The sequence below is a fragment of the Azospirillum ramasamyi genome (genome assembly GCF_003233655.1).
GTDB lineage: Bacteria > Pseudomonadota > Alphaproteobacteria > Azospirillales > Azospirillaceae > Azospirillum > Azospirillum ramasamyi.
This window is the reverse complement of the sequence record NZ_CP029829.1, coordinates 2,451,348-2,466,022: the sequence shown is the minus strand read 5'-3', so window position 1 is coordinate 2,466,022 and position 14,675 is coordinate 2,451,348. Positions and strand designations below refer to the sequence as shown.

Sequence of the window (14,675 nt, the reverse complement as noted above, 5' to 3'; positions counted from 1 at the left end):
ATGTCCGTGACCCTGGACAGCGACATCCGCTTTCACGCCGCCTGCGCCGCCGGGGCGGAGTGGGGACCGGCGGTCAAGGCCTGCCTGGAAAAGCTGGGGGACCGGCTGGGGCCGGTCGCCGGCTGCAACCTGGGCTTCCTCTACCTGACCGACGGGCTGGCGGAACATGCGACCAGCATCGTCACCCTGCTGCGCGGCGTCACCGGCATCCGCCATTGGGTCGGCACCGCCGGCATCGGCGTGATGGCGAACGGCGAAGCCCTGTTCAACGAGCCCGGGCTGGCGATCATGGCCGCCCGCCTGCCGGAAGACAGCTTCCGCCTGTTCCCCACCCTGACCAACGGGCTGGAGCCGCTGCGCCACAGCGCCGGCGGCTGGCTGGACAAGCATGGCGCGGCGCTGGCGCTGGTCCATGTCGATCCCCACCATGCCGACATGGCCGGGCTGGTGTCCCGCCTGTCGGAGGAGGCCGGCGTCTTCCTGGTCGGCGGACTGACCGCCTCGCGCGGGGAGTTCCCGCAGATCGCCGCCGGGGCCGAGGACGGCGATCCGGTCACCAAGGGCGGCGTGTCGGGGGTGCTGTTCGCGCCCAACCTCCCGGTCGCCACCGCCCTGACCCAGGGCTGCCGCCCCATAGGGCCGACCCGCACCGTCACCGCCAGCGACGAGAACGTCATCCTGGAGATCGACGGCCGCCCGGCGCTGGAGGTCTTCAAGGAGGACATCGGCCCGGAGCTCGCCGCCGATCTGCGGCAGGTGTCCGGGCTGATCTGCGCCGGGCTGCCCATCGTCGGATCCGACACCCAGGACTATCTGGTCCGCGACCTGGTCGCGATCGATCCACGTGCCGGCTGGATCTCCATCGCCGAACGGGTGACGACCGGACAGCCGGTGGTGTTCACCCGCCGCGATCCCGAAACCGCCGCCGCCGACATGCGCCGGATGCTGGACAGCCTCAAGAAACGGGTGAAGGCGACGCCGAAGGGGGCGGTGTATGTCAGCTGCATCGCGCGTGGTCCCAGCCTGTTCGGCACCGCCGATGCGGAGCTGGCGATGATCCGCGAAACCTTCGGCGACATCCCGCTGACGGGCTTCTTCGCGTCGGGCGAGGTGTCGCACAACCGCCTCTATGGCTACACCGGCGTGTTGACGCTCTTTCTGTAAAGATCATTTCGAATAAGGAACGTTCCGGATGCAGTATCGTCCGCTCGGCCGAACCGGCCTGTCGGTCAGCGCCATCGGCCTGGGCTCCATGACCTGGGGCCGCCAGAACACCGAGGCCGAAGGCCATGCCCAGATGGACGCGGCGCTCGACCGCGGCATCAATTTCTGGGACACGGCGGAGATGTACGCGATCCCGCCCACCGCCGACACCTACGGCAAGACGGAGGAGGTGATCGGCAGCTGGTTCCAGTCGCGCGGCCGGCGTGACAAGGTGATCCTCGCCAGCAAGATCATCGGTGCGCCGGGCGGCGGGTTCGGCTGGGTGCGCGAGGGCAAGTCGCGGCTGGACCGCGCCAACCTCTTCGCGGCGGTCGAGGCCAGCCTGTCGCGGCTGAAGACCGACTACATCGACCTCTACCAGATCCACTGGCCCGACCGCGTGACCAACCGCTTCGGCGTCCGCAACTACCAGCACAAGCCGCAGCAGGACGGCGTGCCGATCGAGGAGACGCTGGCGGCGCTGGCCGAACTGGTGCAGGCCGGCAAGATCCGCCATATCGGCCTGTCGAACGAGAGCCCGTGGGGCGTGATGCGCTGGCTGCGCGCCGCCGAAATCGCCGGGCTGCCGCGCGTCGCCTCGATCCAGAACGCCTACAACCTGCTGAACCGGACCTTCGAGAACGGTTTGTCGGAGGTGGCGCTGCGCGAGGATGTCGGACTGCTGGCCTATTCGCCGCTGGCCGCCGGCACGCTGACCGGCAAGTATCTGAACGGCGCCATCCCGCCGGGCAGCCGCCGCGCGCTCGACCACCGGCCGTCGCGCTACAACACGGTCAACGCCGACGCCGCGACGGAGGCCTATCTGGACATTGCCCGCCGCCATGGTCTGGCGCCCAACCAGATGGCCATCGCCTTCACGTTGCAGCAACCCTTCGTCACCTCGTCGCTGATCGGGGCGACGACGATGGAGACGCTGATCTCCAACATCGACTCCATCGACGTCACCCTGTCGCCGGAGGTGATGGCGGAGATCGATGCCGTGCACAACCGCATGCCGGATCCGTGCCCGTAAGCTGTTGGCATAACGTCAGCCGCGGTTGCTTCTTCCCGCCCCTTCCCGCCCCTTCCCGCCCCCTTCCCGCCCCTCCCCGCCATTGACCGGCCGAAAGCCGCTCCGATTGCGGGAGAGGGTTAGGGAGGGGGCGATCCGCAGCCGTTGCAGCAACTCCGGAGGTGCCCCATGCTCCGCCTGTTCGTCGCCCTCGACCTGACGGAGGACGTTCGCCAAAGGCTGGCCGGGCTGGCCGGCGGGGTGCCCGGCGCGCGCTGGACCGAGCCGGAGAACCTGCACCTCACCCTGCGCTTCATCGGCGAGGTGCCGGAGGATCAGGCGATGGACATCGACGCCGCGCTGGCGGAGGTCCGGGCGCCCGCCTTCCCGCTTGTTCTGGATGGGGTCGGCGTCTACGGCAGCGCGCGCCGGGCGCGGGTTCTATGGGCGGGGGTGGAGCGCAGCGAGGCCCTGGCCCATCTGCAGGCCAAGGTCGAATCCGCGCTCGTCCGCTGCGGCCTGCCGGCGGAGGAGCGGAAATTCTCCCCCCACGTCACGCTGGCCCGGCTGAAGGACGCGCCGCCTGACCGCATCGGCCGCTTCCTGTCCGACCGCGGCCTGTTCCGCGCCGGCCCGATGGCCGTGGAGCATTTCACGCTCTACCGCAGCCATCTCGGCAACGGCGGCGCGGTGTATGAGGCCTTGCGGGAGTATCCGCTCGCCGCCGCTTAAAGCGGATCGCGATCCGCTTTGGACCGCGACTGCGGTCCCGGCCGCTCATGCGGCCGAAGTCCGACCGGCGAATGAGGTCTATAAATTCAAAGCGAATGCAAATTCGCTTTAGGCGAGGATTTCATCCCAGGGCTGGGAGTCGGAGTCCGGGCCGGTGCCCTCGCCCGGTCCGATCACCCGGTTCTTGCCGTCCTGCTTGGCGCGGTACATGCGCTGGTCGGCCAGCTCCACCAGGGCTTCCCAATCGGCGGGGCGGTCGGTGGACTGCTCGGCGATGCCGATGCTGGCGGTCTGCAGGATGCCGTCCGGCCGCTTGCCGAACCCGGCGCGGCGCATCCGCTCCACCGCGATCATCGCACCGTCGATCCGGGTGTCGGGCATGAGGATCAGGAATTCCTCCCCGCCCCAGCGGACCAGCGCATCGGACTGGCGCAGCAGGCTGCGGATGGTGTTGGCGGCATGGCGCAGAACCCGGTCGCCCTCCTCATGTCCAAAACGGTCGTTGACCGCCTTGAAATCATCCAGGTCGACGAAGATCACCGTCAGCGGCTGCGACGTCCGCTCGGCATTGGCGACCTGGAGCTTCAGCAACTCCTCGCCGATGCGGCGGGAAAAGGCGCCTGTCAGCGCGTCGTGCGCCGCCTGCGCCAGCAGGGCGACCATGAAGTGCAGCTGGCTGATCGCCGCCAGCGTCGCCACCACCGCGATCAGCAGCAGCAGCCACAGCGCGCTGATGTAGGAGGGGAACGGCATCACCAGCGACCCGTAGAAGCCGGCGGCCAGATGGGCGCCCAACATCGGCGCGGCGAACAGCGCGCCTTCGAGCGCGGTCAGCGGAAAAACGCTGAGACCCGCCACCATCACGAAGGGCAGATAGCCGTAGCCGGCGCTGACCGCGATGCGCAGATCGTCGACGCCCTGGTCGCAGAGCAGTGGGTGCGAAATGGCGAAGAACAGCGTCGGGATCGCCAGCAGCGCCGCCAGCCGCCGCCAGGCGCAGTTCATGTCGTCGCATGTCCGGCGGTCGAAGGCGAGCGCCAGGAAGGCGGCGCTGGCGGTCAGGCGCAGGACGATCAGCCAGATCGCCAGCGACCATTCGAAGACCGTCACGTCGATGGCGATCCACAGCGGCGTCAGGATGCCGAAGATCAGCGCCACCATCCGCACGCGCGACTGGATCATCGCGGCGCGCCGCCGCTGCAGGATGGGCGTGTGGTCGCCCGGATGGATCAGGGTGGGCAGTTCGTCGCCCCGGACGAACGCGTCGAACAGGGCGGCGGGGAACTTATCAACCCGCATGCAACCGCCTGCCCCCGGCTTGAGCCGAGCATATCGCCGAAGAATTAGCCATGAAGGGTGATTACACGGGCATGCCCATCCCTTCAACGGCTTTCGCTTGAAAATGGCATTTCAGCCATCCGAAAGCTCGGGCCATGCGACAAAAAGTATCGGGCGGCGTGTCACCGACACGCCGCCCGATCATAACGCCCGTCCATAACGTTCGTTCACCACGCCCGCCCCGGAGGCCGGAAAGGCAGCTCAGTCCTTCAGGTCTTCCCAAAGCTCCTTCACCTTGGCGAAGAAGCCTTCCGACTGCGGATTCGACCCTTCCTTGGCGGCGCCCTCGAACTCGCGCAGCAGTTCCTGCTGGCGCTTGGTCAGGTTCACCGGGGTCTCAACCACCGCCTGGATGTACATGTCGCCGCGTTGGGCGCTGCGCAGCACCGACATGCCCTTGCCCTTGATGCGGAACTGGTGGCCGGACTGGGTGCCCGGCGGCACCGTCACCTTGGTGCGGGTACCGTCGATGGTCGGAACCTCCACCGAACCGCCGAGCGCCGCCGTGGTCATCGGGATCGGCACCCGGCAGTGGATGTTGGCGCCGTCGCGCTGGAAGATCGGGTGCGGGCCGATCGCCAGGAAGATGTAGAGGTCGCCGGCCGGCGCCCCGCGCAAGCCCGCCTCCCCCTCGCCCGCCAGACGGATGCGGGTGCCGTCCTCGACGCCGGCGGGGATGTTGACCTGCAGGGTCTTTTCCTTGCGCAGACGGCCGGAGCCGCCGCAGGTCTTGCAGGCGTCCTTGATGACCTTGCCGGCGCCATGGCAACCGGGGCAGGTCCGCTCGATGGTGAAGAAGCCCTGCTGCGCCCGCACCTTGCCGTGGCCCTGACAGGTCGGGCAGGTGATCGGCTGGGTTCCCGCCGCCGCACCGGAGCCGTTGCAGCCGTCGCACTGCACGGTGGTCGGCACGCGGATGGTGGTCTGAGTGCCCTTGAAGGCCTCCTCCAGCCCGATTTCCAGATTGTAGCGCAGATCCTGGCCGCGGCCGGACGCGCCGCCGCCGCCGCGGCGCCCGCCCATGAACTCCCCGAACATCTCGTCGAAGATGTCGGCGAAGCCGCCGCCGCCGCCGAAGTCGAAGTTGAAGCCGCCGGCCCCGGCGCCCGCGCCCGGACCACGGCCGTTCTCGAAGGCCGCGTGGCCGAACCGGTCGTAGGCCGCGCGTTTCTGATCGTCCTTCAGGACGTCGTACGCCTCGTTGATTTCCTTGAACTTCTGCTCGGCGTCCTTGTCGCCCTGGTTGCGATCCGGGTGGTACTGCATCGCCATCTTGCGATAAGCCTTTTTCAGCTCATCCGCGCTGGCGCTCTTCGCCACACCGAGCAGCTCGTAATAATCCTGTTTCGCCATTGGGGCCGACCGCCTTTGAGTCGTTCTGGTCCAAACTGTCCGCGTCATGCCGGAGCCTGACCCCAGCATACCGATGGCCCGCCGCCGGGGAAAGGCGGCGGGCCATCGATGCTCGCGTCACATCCGTATCAAAAAGAAGCTTGCGCCGGGTTACGCCGACTTCTTCTTGTCGTCCTGGACCTCTTCAAAGTCGGCATCGACGACGCCCGGCTCGTTCGGCTGGGCGCCCGGCGCCTCGCCGCCCGCACCCGGCGCCTCGCCCTGGCCGGCCTTGTACATCGCCTCGCCCAGCTTCATGGAAACCTGGGCAAGCGCCTCGGTCTTCGCCTTGATGCCGTCCAGATCCTCGCTCTCCAGCACCGACTTCAGCTCGGCGACGGCAGCTTCCGCGGCGGTCTTGTCGGAGTCCGGGATCTTGTCGCCGTTCTCCTTGATGGTCCGCTCGGTGGTGTGGATCAGGGCGTCGGCATGGTTGCGGGCGTCGACCAGCTCACGGCGCTTCTTGTCGGCGTCGGCATGGGCCTCCGCGTCCTTCACCATCTTCTGGATGTCGGCGTCCGACAGGCCGCCCGAGGCCTGGATGCGGATCTGCTGCTCCTTGCCGGTCGCCTTGTCCTTCGCCGTGACGCTGACGATGCCGTTGGCGTCGATGTCGAAGGTCACCTCGATCTGCGGCACGCCGCGCGGGGCCGGCGGGATGCCGACCAGATCGAACTGGCCCAGCATCTTGTTGTCCTGCGCCATCTCGCGCTCGCCCTGGAAGACGCGGATGGTGACGGCGTTCTGGTTGTCCTCGGCGGTCGAGAAGGTCTGGCTCTTCTTCGTCGGGACCGTGGTGTTGCGGTCGATCAGACGGGTGAAGACGCCGCCCAGCGTCTCGATGCCCAGGCTCAGCGGTGTGACGTCGAGCAGCAGGACGTCCTTGACCTCGCCCTTCAGCACGCCGCCCTGGATGGCGGCGCCGATGGCGACCACCTCGTCCGGGTTCACGCCGCGGTGCGGCTCACGGCCGAAGAACTGCTTCACCGCGTCGATGACCTTGGGCATGCGGGTCATGCCGCCGACCAGGATCACCTCGTCGATCTCGCTGGCCTTCAGGCCCGCGTCCTTCAGGGCGGACTTGCAGGGCTCGATCGTGCGCTGCACCAGATCGTCCACCAGGGCTTCCAGCTTGGCGCGGGTCAGCTTGATGTTCAGGTGCTTCGGGCCGGTCTGGTCGGCGGTGATGAAGGGCAGGTTGACTTCGGTCTGCGTGGTGGACGACAGCTCGATCTTCGCCTTCTCCGCAGCTTCCTTCAGGCGCTGCAGCGCGAGCTTGTCCTTGCGCAGGTCGATGCCCTGCTCCTTGTTGAACTCGTCGGCCAGATACTCGATGACCCGGCTGTCGAAGTCCTCGCCGCCCAGGAAGGTGTCGCCGTTGGTCGACTTCACCTCGAACACGCCGTCGCCGATCTCCAGCACGGAGATGTCGAAGGTGCCGCCGCCCAGGTCATAGACCGCGACGGTGCCGGTGCCCTTCTTCTCCATGCCGTAGGCCAGAGCGGCGGCCGTCGGCTCGTTGATGATGCGCAGCACTTCCAGGCCGGCGATCTTGCCGGCGTCCTTGGTGGCCTGGCGCTGGCTGTCGTTGAAGTAGGCCGGGACGGTGATGACCGCCTGCGTGACCTTCTCGCCCAGATAGTTCTCGGCGGTCTCCTTCATCTTGGTGAGGATGAAGGCGCTGATCTGGCTGGGGCTGTACTTCTTGCCGTGCGCCTCGACCCAGGCGTCGCCGTTGTCGCCGGAGATGATGCGGTAGGGAACCAGACCCTGGTCCTTCTTCGTCAGCGGATCGTCGAAGCGGCGGCCGATCAGACGCTTGATCGCGAAGAGGGTGTTTTCCGGATTGGTGACCGCCTGACGCTTGGCGGGCTGGCCGATCAGCCGCTCGCCGCCCTGGCTGAAGGCGACCATGGACGGCGTGGTCCGCGCGCCCTCGGCGTTCTCGATCACCTTGGCGCTGCCGCCTTCCATCACGGCGACGCACGAGTTCGTGGTGCCGAGGTCGATACCAATCACTTTGCTCATGTTCAGCCTCTTTCGTTCGGCAGATACGTGGCGGCCCGTCTGGTCCGGCACCGCCGCGATCCCCATTGGGTCGGTGAAACGTCGGTGGAGCGCTTGAGAGTCTGGCCCATGGAGGTCTGATCCGTGGGGTCCGTCCCGTGCTGGCGGAGATATAGGCGGAGCCGTTTCTGGCTGCAACAGGGTGGCGCGGCTTTCGGCATGCAAAAGCGGGGAAAACGTTGCGGTCCCGTCCTTCCCGCAGGCGTTGCCGATCCGCATCCCGCGGCAATAGAATACCGGTGTATTCAAATCAGAAAAGATGAATATCCCGATATTCGTCACATCTGATTCAACTCGTCACGAGTGTTACAAGTGAATAATGGTTCGGCTACGAAGCACCCTCTGAAGTTAACCTTTCATTAACAAGCAACGGCGTGCAAAGCTGCTTCTAATCAATTCGCGGTTGCTGTGTTTATTCATGAACCGGAAAATCTATTAGTGAAACGACAAAGGGAATATGCTATCTCCTTTGCGCCATAGGGGATGACCGCCAAGGGTCGGGCCGGCAGCGTTTTCGTCGCGGCCACCACTGCACGCGGTTCCATGCAAAGCTGGTCACACAGGTGTGAAAGGGAAGCGCGATGATGGACGAACGACGCGATGTGGCCCTGGCGATCAAGTCATGCCTGGACAGTCTGATGAGCGACGCGACGCGCTGCGATCTGGAAGACCTCGCGCGCTTCATCAGCCTCGCCGCCCTGGCTGCGGAAGAGGCGGCGGTTGCGCATGATCCGAAGTCGATCCGCCTGAAGGCGCTGATGGCCACCGGCGCCGGCCACTGCTGACCGGCGTTCCGGGCACGGCAGCCGTCAGGCTCTACAGTATTTCCGCATTGCGGATGGCGTCGTCGATCCGGCCCAGCATCTCGGCGCAGGAGTCGTCGCCATCCATCAGCGCGGGAAGCGCGAAGCTGAACATCGCGACCGCGGCCACCGCTCCCCCGGCGGTTCCCGCCGTTTGCGCGCGTTCGGCGCCGACCAGCCACAGGTAATGGGTCTCGGCCCGGCCGTCTTCTTCCGTCCGCATCATTGCCTGGGCGATCACCGCGCCGTCGGCCCGGCTTTCCACCGTCCGGTCGCCGGCCCGCGGATCCTGCGGCCTGACGAAGCGCAGGGCCATCTCCCGCAGGGTGCCGGCCACGCCGCCGGACTCCGGCCGAGGCGTCACCCGGTCGGTCACCAGCCGCAGCACGCCGGCGGCCGGCGGCGGCGGCCGGAAGGTGCCGACCGGCTGGCCCTCATGCTCTTCCACATCGACAGCCCAGCCCGGCGGAAGGCGGAACCGCACCGTATCGGACCAGCCGATGTCGGAGCCCGGTCCGGCCGTCACTTGTCCGTTCTGCATCTGGGGGCCTTGCGCCATCGCTCCCTCCCGGGTTTGCCGCGCACGCCGCGACGGCGCGCCAGGCCGGCACCATAGGCGTCACAGGTCGTGCCGCCAATGCCCTATCGGAAACCTTGGGCTTGAATAAAAACTCGCGGGGAAATGCTTAGAGTTTCGAGCGTTTAATCTGACGCATATCCTGCATGTTTGAGGTAGTTCCAGCATTCGTCTGGTGTGTAGAGGTCGCAGATAGAGCCGACAGCCCTCCACAACTCCTCGATGGTACGGGCGCCGATGCGGCGGAGATGAGCTTTGAGCTTGGCGAACGCCATTTCGATAGGGTTGAGGTCGGGACTGTAGGGCGGCAGGAAGAGGAACCAAGCGCCACGTTCCTTGAGGATGGCCTTGGCCTTTTCACTCTTATGGCTGGATAGGTTGTCGAGGATGACGACATCGCCCGGCCGCAGGGTCGGGGCGAGTTGTGTCTCGACATAGGTCTCGAAGAGCGTCCGGTTCATCGCGCCCTTGATGATCCACGGGGCGGTCAGCCCGTCGCAGCGCAGGGCAGCGATGAAGGTCTGGGTGCCCCAATGGCCAAACGGCGCCGTGGCCTTGAACCGCTGGCCGCGCTTGGCCCGTCCGCGCAGTCGGGTCATCTTCGTGGTGGTTGCGGTCTCGTCGAGAAACACCAGCCGATCCGGCTCCTCGCGCATCCGGGGCTGACGGTGGCTGCGCCAACTCCGGCGGTCCTCAGCAACGTCAGCGCGACCGGCCTCGCTCGCCAGCACCGTTTTTTTTGACAGTGAAGCCGCGGGCGAGCAGGAAGCGCGACAGCGAGGCGGGGTGGACCGTGACCCCGCGCTCGGCCTTCAGCTTGGCCGCCAGTTCGGGCATGGTGATGTCGCCTTGCTTCTCCACCCAGCCGATCAGAAGTTCGGCATGCGGGGCCAGCTTGCCACCGCCCGGTGGGCGCCCCTGCCGGGCCGGGTCCAGCGAGCCCGTTGCCGCCATGCGCTGAGCAAGCCGCACGCCCGTGCTCGCGCTCACATCGAACCGGCGCGCCGCCGCCCGACGCGAACCGCCTTTCTCGACCTCTCCGTAAATCCGAACCCGAAGGTCCGACGAATAGCTGCGCCCCATGATCCACCTCCAACAACGGTGAATCACGTCAACGGCCCAAGCGCAACTGTCGATTCAGATTTCAGGCGCGATGCTCTAGCCCGTCATTCCGGGATCAGGAACTGCACGCCCAGCCAGCGCCAGCGGCCGTCGGCGGTCGGCAAGGTGCAGTTGACGCGGGCGCGGCCCGGCGGGAAGGGATCCCGGATCCGGACCTCCACCCGATCCTCCGCGATGCGTTCCAGAGCGGTGCGGCCCTGACCGGTGGCGAAGCAGGCCAGCTTTGAACTGTCCCCCACCCCATCGGCGATGGTGAAGCCCAGCGGTGGCGGGTTGACGGTGACCAGCGGGTCGTCGGGCGTCAGGTCCGACACCGGCAGCGGCAGGGCATTGGCCGCCAGCTCGAACCGGTCGGCGCTGCCATAGGTCTCGTTCATGACGAAGCGCGGCAGGCTCCAGGGATCGGCCTGGGCGTGCAGCACGCCCGACTGCTGGCCGAAGGCGGCGGCGAAGCCCTGGTCCATCACCAGCTGCCGCACCGCCAGCGAATATTCCCCCTGCGGGTAGGAGAAGATCGTCGGGCGCCGTCCCAGCTCCGCCTGGAAGCGGTCGGACATCCGGCGCAGATCGGCCGCCTGCTGGTCCGGGCTGCGCGCCAGCATCGACTGGGTGGAGGTGCCGAGCGCGCCGATGGTGACGCCGGCCGCCGCCAGCTGCCGGATTTCGCCCCAGGTCATGTGGGTGGGGGAGCCGCGGTCCACCGCGTCGGTCGCGACGAACAGCGTGAAGGGCAGGTTGGCCGCCTTCAGCCGCGGCCAGGCCTCGGTGAAGGCGGAGCGGCTGGCCTCGTCGATGGTGATGGCGACCGTGCGGTCGGGCAGCGGCTTGCCGGTGCGCAGGGCGTCCAGGATCCTCGGCAGCGGCAGGACGCGGTAGTCGCCGTCCGTCAGCTCGTCCAGATGCGATTCGAACTGGTCGATGCGGATGCTGATCGAGGGGTTCTGGTCCTCGCCGAAGCGGTCATAGGCGAAGACGACGGCGCTGGCGCCCGGCGCGGAGGCGGAATCGGCCATGGCGGGCCGCGACGCCGGCACGAGCGCGGTCCAGACGGACAGCGCGGCGGCGGCGAGAACCTTGACGGCACGACGGAACGGCATGGCGCCCTGCGGAAGAGGCTGGCCGGGACGACCTCCGTCCCGACGCAAAGGGTGTGCCATAGTCTTCGCCATACGAACAAGCGCCGACCGCCGCTTTGCCGCTGAGGACGGCGATGCGGTGCGCGCGTGCAACAATGGAACGCGTGATCGGCGCTACACGCCGTGAAACCGCGCCGCCGGGATGGCGCCCGCAGCCTAAGCAGGCTTGCCCGTATCGGGCCACAACGGCCCGGCCTGTCGCTCAGCCTGGGGGGTGCCGGCCTGGGCAATCCTGCTTGGACCGGCCGATCCTACATCAGCCGCCCGCCGGCGGCGGCGTCGGTCAGCAGGGGGTAGCTCTCCGCATCCGGCAGCTGGTAATGCCACCATTCGGACGGGTAGTGCTCCCAGCCCGCGGCGACCATTACGCCCAGCAGCTTGGCGCGGTTGCGCTGCTGCTTCGCGGTCAGGTCGCTGCGGCCATGGTGCGACCGCTCCGTCATCTCGTCGAAGCCGGTGCCCATGTCCAGCGGCACGCCGGCGGCATCGGCGAGCGTCAGGTCGATCGCCACGCCGCGGCTGTGGTTGGAGCCCAGCCGGGGATCGGCGATGTAGGTCGGGTCGGGAAAGGCCTGCCAAAGCCGCCATTGCGCCTCTGTCGGGCGGAAGGCATCGTACACCCGCAGCCGGCAGCCGATGCCGCGCGCCAGCCGGATGGCGTCGGTCAGCCGGCGGGCCGCGTCGGGGTGCAGCAGGCACACCGCCGACCGGTAGATCGGCACGCCCGACAGGTTGTCGGCGGTGGCGTAGAGAAGCTCCAGGTCGATGTCGAAGGCCGGGGGCGCGATTTCGGTCAGCATGGAAAGGGCAATCGTCGGCGTATTGGGAGAGGCGCAACCTCTAGCATGGCGCTGGCGCCGCCTGCCATGGTCGCGGATCTGCCATGCCTCGGCCGGCGGGTTGTACGGGATTGTGCCGGGACGGCAATCCATGGTGAAGGCAGGCTCGTATGAAGACGGGCCGGCATGTCGGCAAACCCGACATGCCGGCGGTTGAGGAAGGTGGGGCGATGAAGGTTCTGGGTCTGGATACGGCGACGTCCGGCTGTTCGGCCGCGTTGTGGGAAGGCGACGTCGGCTTGGCGGGCGCCCCGAATGCTGCGCCGCGCGTGACCGTGCGGCGCAGCGCCCCGATGGCGCGCGGACAGGCCGAGGTGCTGGTGCCGCTGGCGCAGGAGGTGCTGGCGGAGGCCGGCGCCGCGTTCGACGAGCTCGACCGCATCGCTGTCACCGTCGGGCCGGGGGCTTTCACCGGTCTGCGCATCGCGCTGGCCGCCGCCCGCGGGATCGCCGTCGCACGGGATCTTCCGGTGATCGGCATCACCAGCTTCGACGCCATCGCCCATGGCGTGCCGGAGGAGGAGCGCGCCGGGCGCCCCCTGCTGGTCGCCGTCGACAGCAGGCGGGCGGAACCCTTCCTGCAGCTCTATGATCCCGCCCTGGCGCCGGTGGGGGAGCCGGCAATGCCGGACCCGGCGGCGATCCCCGGCTGGCTCGACGCGCTGTGCCCGTCCGGGCCGTTGCTGCTGGCCGGCGATGCGGCGGCGGCGCTGGTCCCGCTGCTGGCCGACCGTGCCGGGCTGGAGGTGGCGGCGGGCGACGGGCTGCCGGACGCCGCGGTGGTGGCGGCGCTGGGGGCCGTCCGCCCGACCGGCCTGCCGGCCGAACCCTTCTATCTGCGCCCCCCCGACGTCACCCTGCCGAAGGCGGCCGCCGCGTCCAAGGCGGCCGGCGCCAAGGCCGCGCCGGGACATCGGTCGTGACCGTGTCCGACGTCCGTCTTCACCCTGCCGGCCCGCTGGAGTCCGGGGTGGTCGCCGCCCTGCAGCAGGCCTGCTTCCCCGAGGATCCGTGGGACGAGGCGTCGGTCGCCACCCTGACCGCCCCGCCTGCCGGTTTCGCCGTCATCGCACTGGACGGGCAGGACCAGCCGGTCGGCTTCGTCATGGCCCGCGTCGCGGCGGAGGATGCGGAGATCCTGGCCATCGGCGTGCTGCCGCAGGCCCGGCGGGGCGGCGTCGGCCGCCTGCTGGTCGAGGCGGCGCTTGCCGGGTGCCGCGACCTGGGAGCGACCGCGCTGTTTCTCGAGGTCGCCGAAGACAACCAAGCGGCATGGACTCTATACAAGGCTTGCGGCTTCTTTTCCGTCGGACGCCGTCCCGGATACTACAAACGACCTGACGGACGGGTCGCGGCGCTTGTTTTGCGCTGCAATCTTGACGGAGCATAGGGGTTAATTTTTCCGTACGATCAGGCGGTGAACACCCTGCGGTTCGTCCAATCGTTCGGGGTGGACAGACAGAATGCTGTGACCCAACTCCAACAAGGATCGTGGAACATTTTCCAAGGGTTCGCCTGCATTCAGCCGGACTTCGAGGGTTTGCCCCGCGTCCATCCGCTCCACCATCAACTTGGTCTTGACGAAGGTTAACGGACAAACCTGCGAGGTGATGTCGAGAAACAAGTCTGTGGAGATTTTTTGGGTCACCGATTCCTCTTTGTTCCAAAGGATGGATATTGCACGTCGCAGAAAACCTCTTTATATGGTGAGGTACGAATGCCGCGGAGCAAGCTTACATGAGCAACGGGTCCCCTTCCAACGCGCTGTTGTCTCTGACCACGGAGATCGTGGCGGCGCATGTCTCCAACAATACAGTCGCACTGACCGATCTTCCGACCCTGATCGAGCAGGTCTACAAGTCGCTGGCCAACGTCGGCACCGAACCGGTGGTGACGGAGGAGCGGCCGCAGCCTGCGGTGCCGATCAAGAAGTCGGTCACGCCGGACTATATTGTGTGCCTGGAAGACGGCAAAAAGCTGAAGATGCTGAAGCGCCACCTGAAGACGGCGTACAATATGACCCCAGAAGAATACCGCGACCGTTGGGGTCTGCCGGCCGACTACCCGATGGTTGCGCCGAACTACGCGCGCCAGCGCAGCTCGCTGGCCAAGCAGATCGGCCTCGGTACCCGCGCCCGCCGCGGCGCCTGAGGATCGAGGTTTCCGCAGGGCGGGTGGACGCCGATCACGGCGCCCCCGCTCTGGCCCATCCTCTCCGGGCCGATACGCTTCCGGTGCGCCTTACGTCCCGGGCCGCCGCTCCCGCCCTTTCGCGGTCGCCCCGCCCGCGGTCACCTGACACCGCTTGGCCTGACAGCCGCCTCGCCTGAAAACCGACTTGGCCAGGCGCTGGCCCGCAAAGCGACGGTCACCCCAAACCGACGGTCATCCCAAACCATCGTCCCGACGATAGTCCCGACGCTCGCCTGCAGGACTGTGGATGCCGGTCGCGGC

Annotated in this window: 15 protein-coding genes; 7 read left to right on the top strand and 8 right to left on the bottom strand. The window is 67.6% G+C overall.

All coding sequences use genetic code 11. The features are described 5' to 3' along the window. From DM194_RS11560 to thpR, 3 genes are all read left to right on the top strand, one after another. Positions 1 to 1,164, top strand: a complete 1,164-nt coding sequence (locus tag DM194_RS11560; RefSeq protein WP_111067449.1) for an FIST signal transduction protein — start codon at positions 1 to 3, stop codon at positions 1,162 to 1,164. Between the two features lie 28 nt (positions 1,165 to 1,192). After that, positions 1,193 to 2,236, top strand: coding sequence for an NADP(H)-dependent aldo-keto reductase (locus DM194_RS11555; RefSeq protein ID WP_111067448.1), 1,044 nt, complete (start codon positions 1,193 to 1,195; stop codon positions 2,234 to 2,236). 168 nt (positions 2,237 to 2,404) lie between these two features. Continuing rightward, complete coding sequence (thpR, locus tag DM194_RS11550; protein WP_111067447.1) at positions 2,405 to 2,947, top strand: RNA 2',3'-cyclic phosphodiesterase; 543 nt, start codon at positions 2,405 to 2,407, stop codon at positions 2,945 to 2,947. A 108-nt stretch (positions 2,948 to 3,055) separates the two neighbouring features. Here the strand turns inward: thpR and DM194_RS11545 are convergent, their stop codons facing one another. From DM194_RS11545 to dnaK, 3 genes are all read right to left on the bottom strand, one after another. Next, positions 3,056 to 4,246 carry a GGDEF domain-containing protein gene (locus DM194_RS11545; RefSeq protein ID WP_111067446.1) on the bottom strand — a complete coding sequence of 397 codons (1,191 nt, stop codon included), beginning with the start codon at positions 4,244 to 4,246 and terminating at the stop codon, positions 3,056 to 3,058. Positions 4,247 to 4,486: 240 nt separating this feature from the next. After that, positions 4,487 to 5,638: a molecular chaperone DnaJ gene (gene dnaJ, locus DM194_RS11540; protein ID WP_111067445.1), complete on the bottom strand. Its 1,152-nt coding sequence runs from the start codon at positions 5,636 to 5,638 to the stop codon at positions 4,487 to 4,489. Between the two features lie 150 nt (positions 5,639 to 5,788). After that, on the bottom strand, positions 5,789 to 7,705 hold the full coding sequence (gene dnaK, locus DM194_RS11535) for a molecular chaperone DnaK (protein ID WP_111067444.1): 1,917 nt from the start codon (positions 7,703 to 7,705) through the stop codon (positions 5,789 to 5,791). Positions 7,706 to 8,325: 620 nt separating this feature from the next. Here dnaK and DM194_RS11530 point away from each other — a divergent pair. Next, positions 8,326 to 8,529 carry a hypothetical protein gene (locus DM194_RS11530; protein WP_111067443.1) on the top strand — a complete coding sequence of 68 codons (204 nt, stop codon included), beginning with the start codon at positions 8,326 to 8,328 and terminating at the stop codon, positions 8,527 to 8,529. Between the two features lie 31 nt (positions 8,530 to 8,560). On the opposite strand, the gene DM194_RS11525 is transcribed toward DM194_RS11530, so the two are convergent. From DM194_RS11525 to ddpX, 4 genes are all read right to left on the bottom strand, one after another. Next, positions 8,561 to 9,106 (bottom strand): hypothetical protein, encoded by a 546-nt coding sequence (locus DM194_RS11525; RefSeq protein ID WP_246024208.1) that lies wholly within the window; start codon positions 9,104 to 9,106, stop codon positions 8,561 to 8,563. A gap of 143 nt (positions 9,107 to 9,249) precedes the next feature. After that, positions 9,250 to 10,207, bottom strand: a protein-coding gene (locus DM194_RS11520) for an IS630 family transposase (RefSeq protein WP_246024207.1) whose coding sequence is annotated in 2 segments (ribosomal slippage) — positions 9,250 to 9,864 and positions 9,866 to 10,207 — 957 coding nt in all. Because the reading frame shifts where the segments join, the coding sequence is not laid out codon by codon here. An 83-nt stretch (positions 10,208 to 10,290) separates the two neighbouring features. After that, complete coding sequence (locus DM194_RS11515; RefSeq protein WP_111067441.1) at positions 10,291 to 11,343, bottom strand: polysaccharide deacetylase family protein; 1,053 nt, start codon at positions 11,341 to 11,343, stop codon at positions 10,291 to 10,293. Between the two features lie 290 nt (positions 11,344 to 11,633). Further along, the gene (gene ddpX, locus DM194_RS11510; RefSeq protein WP_111067440.1) at positions 11,634 to 12,182 is read right to left on the bottom strand and encodes a D-alanyl-D-alanine dipeptidase; all 549 of its coding nucleotides are present in this window, start codon (positions 12,180 to 12,182) and stop codon (positions 11,634 to 11,636) included. 149 nt (positions 12,183 to 12,331) lie between these two features. Between ddpX and tsaB the strand changes: the two genes are divergently transcribed. After that, positions 12,332 to 13,144 (top strand): tRNA (adenosine(37)-N6)-threonylcarbamoyltransferase complex dimerization subunit type 1 TsaB, encoded by an 813-nt coding sequence (tsaB, locus tag DM194_RS11505; protein WP_425457258.1) that lies wholly within the window; start codon positions 12,332 to 12,334, stop codon positions 13,142 to 13,144. Then, a complete protein-coding gene (locus DM194_RS11500) occupies positions 13,141 to 13,611 on the top strand; it encodes a GNAT family N-acetyltransferase (protein ID WP_111067439.1) in 471 nt (156 codons plus the stop codon). Before tsaB ends, DM194_RS11500 begins: the two co-directional genes overlap by 4 nt. A gap of 3 nt (positions 13,612 to 13,614) precedes the next feature. Here DM194_RS11500 and DM194_RS11495 read toward each other — a convergent pair whose 3' ends face one another. Further along, a complete protein-coding gene (locus tag DM194_RS11495) occupies positions 13,615 to 13,869 on the bottom strand; it encodes a sulfurtransferase TusA family protein (protein ID WP_111067438.1) in 255 nt (84 codons plus the stop codon). A gap of 89 nt (positions 13,870 to 13,958) precedes the next feature. On the opposite strand from DM194_RS11495, the gene DM194_RS11490 reads away from it, so the two are divergent. Beyond that, the gene (locus DM194_RS11490; protein WP_111067437.1) at positions 13,959 to 14,372 is read left to right on the top strand and encodes a Ros/MucR family transcriptional regulator; all 414 of its coding nucleotides are present in this window, start codon (positions 13,959 to 13,961) and stop codon (positions 14,370 to 14,372) included. The last annotated feature ends 303 nt before the right edge of the window (positions 14,373 to 14,675 follow it).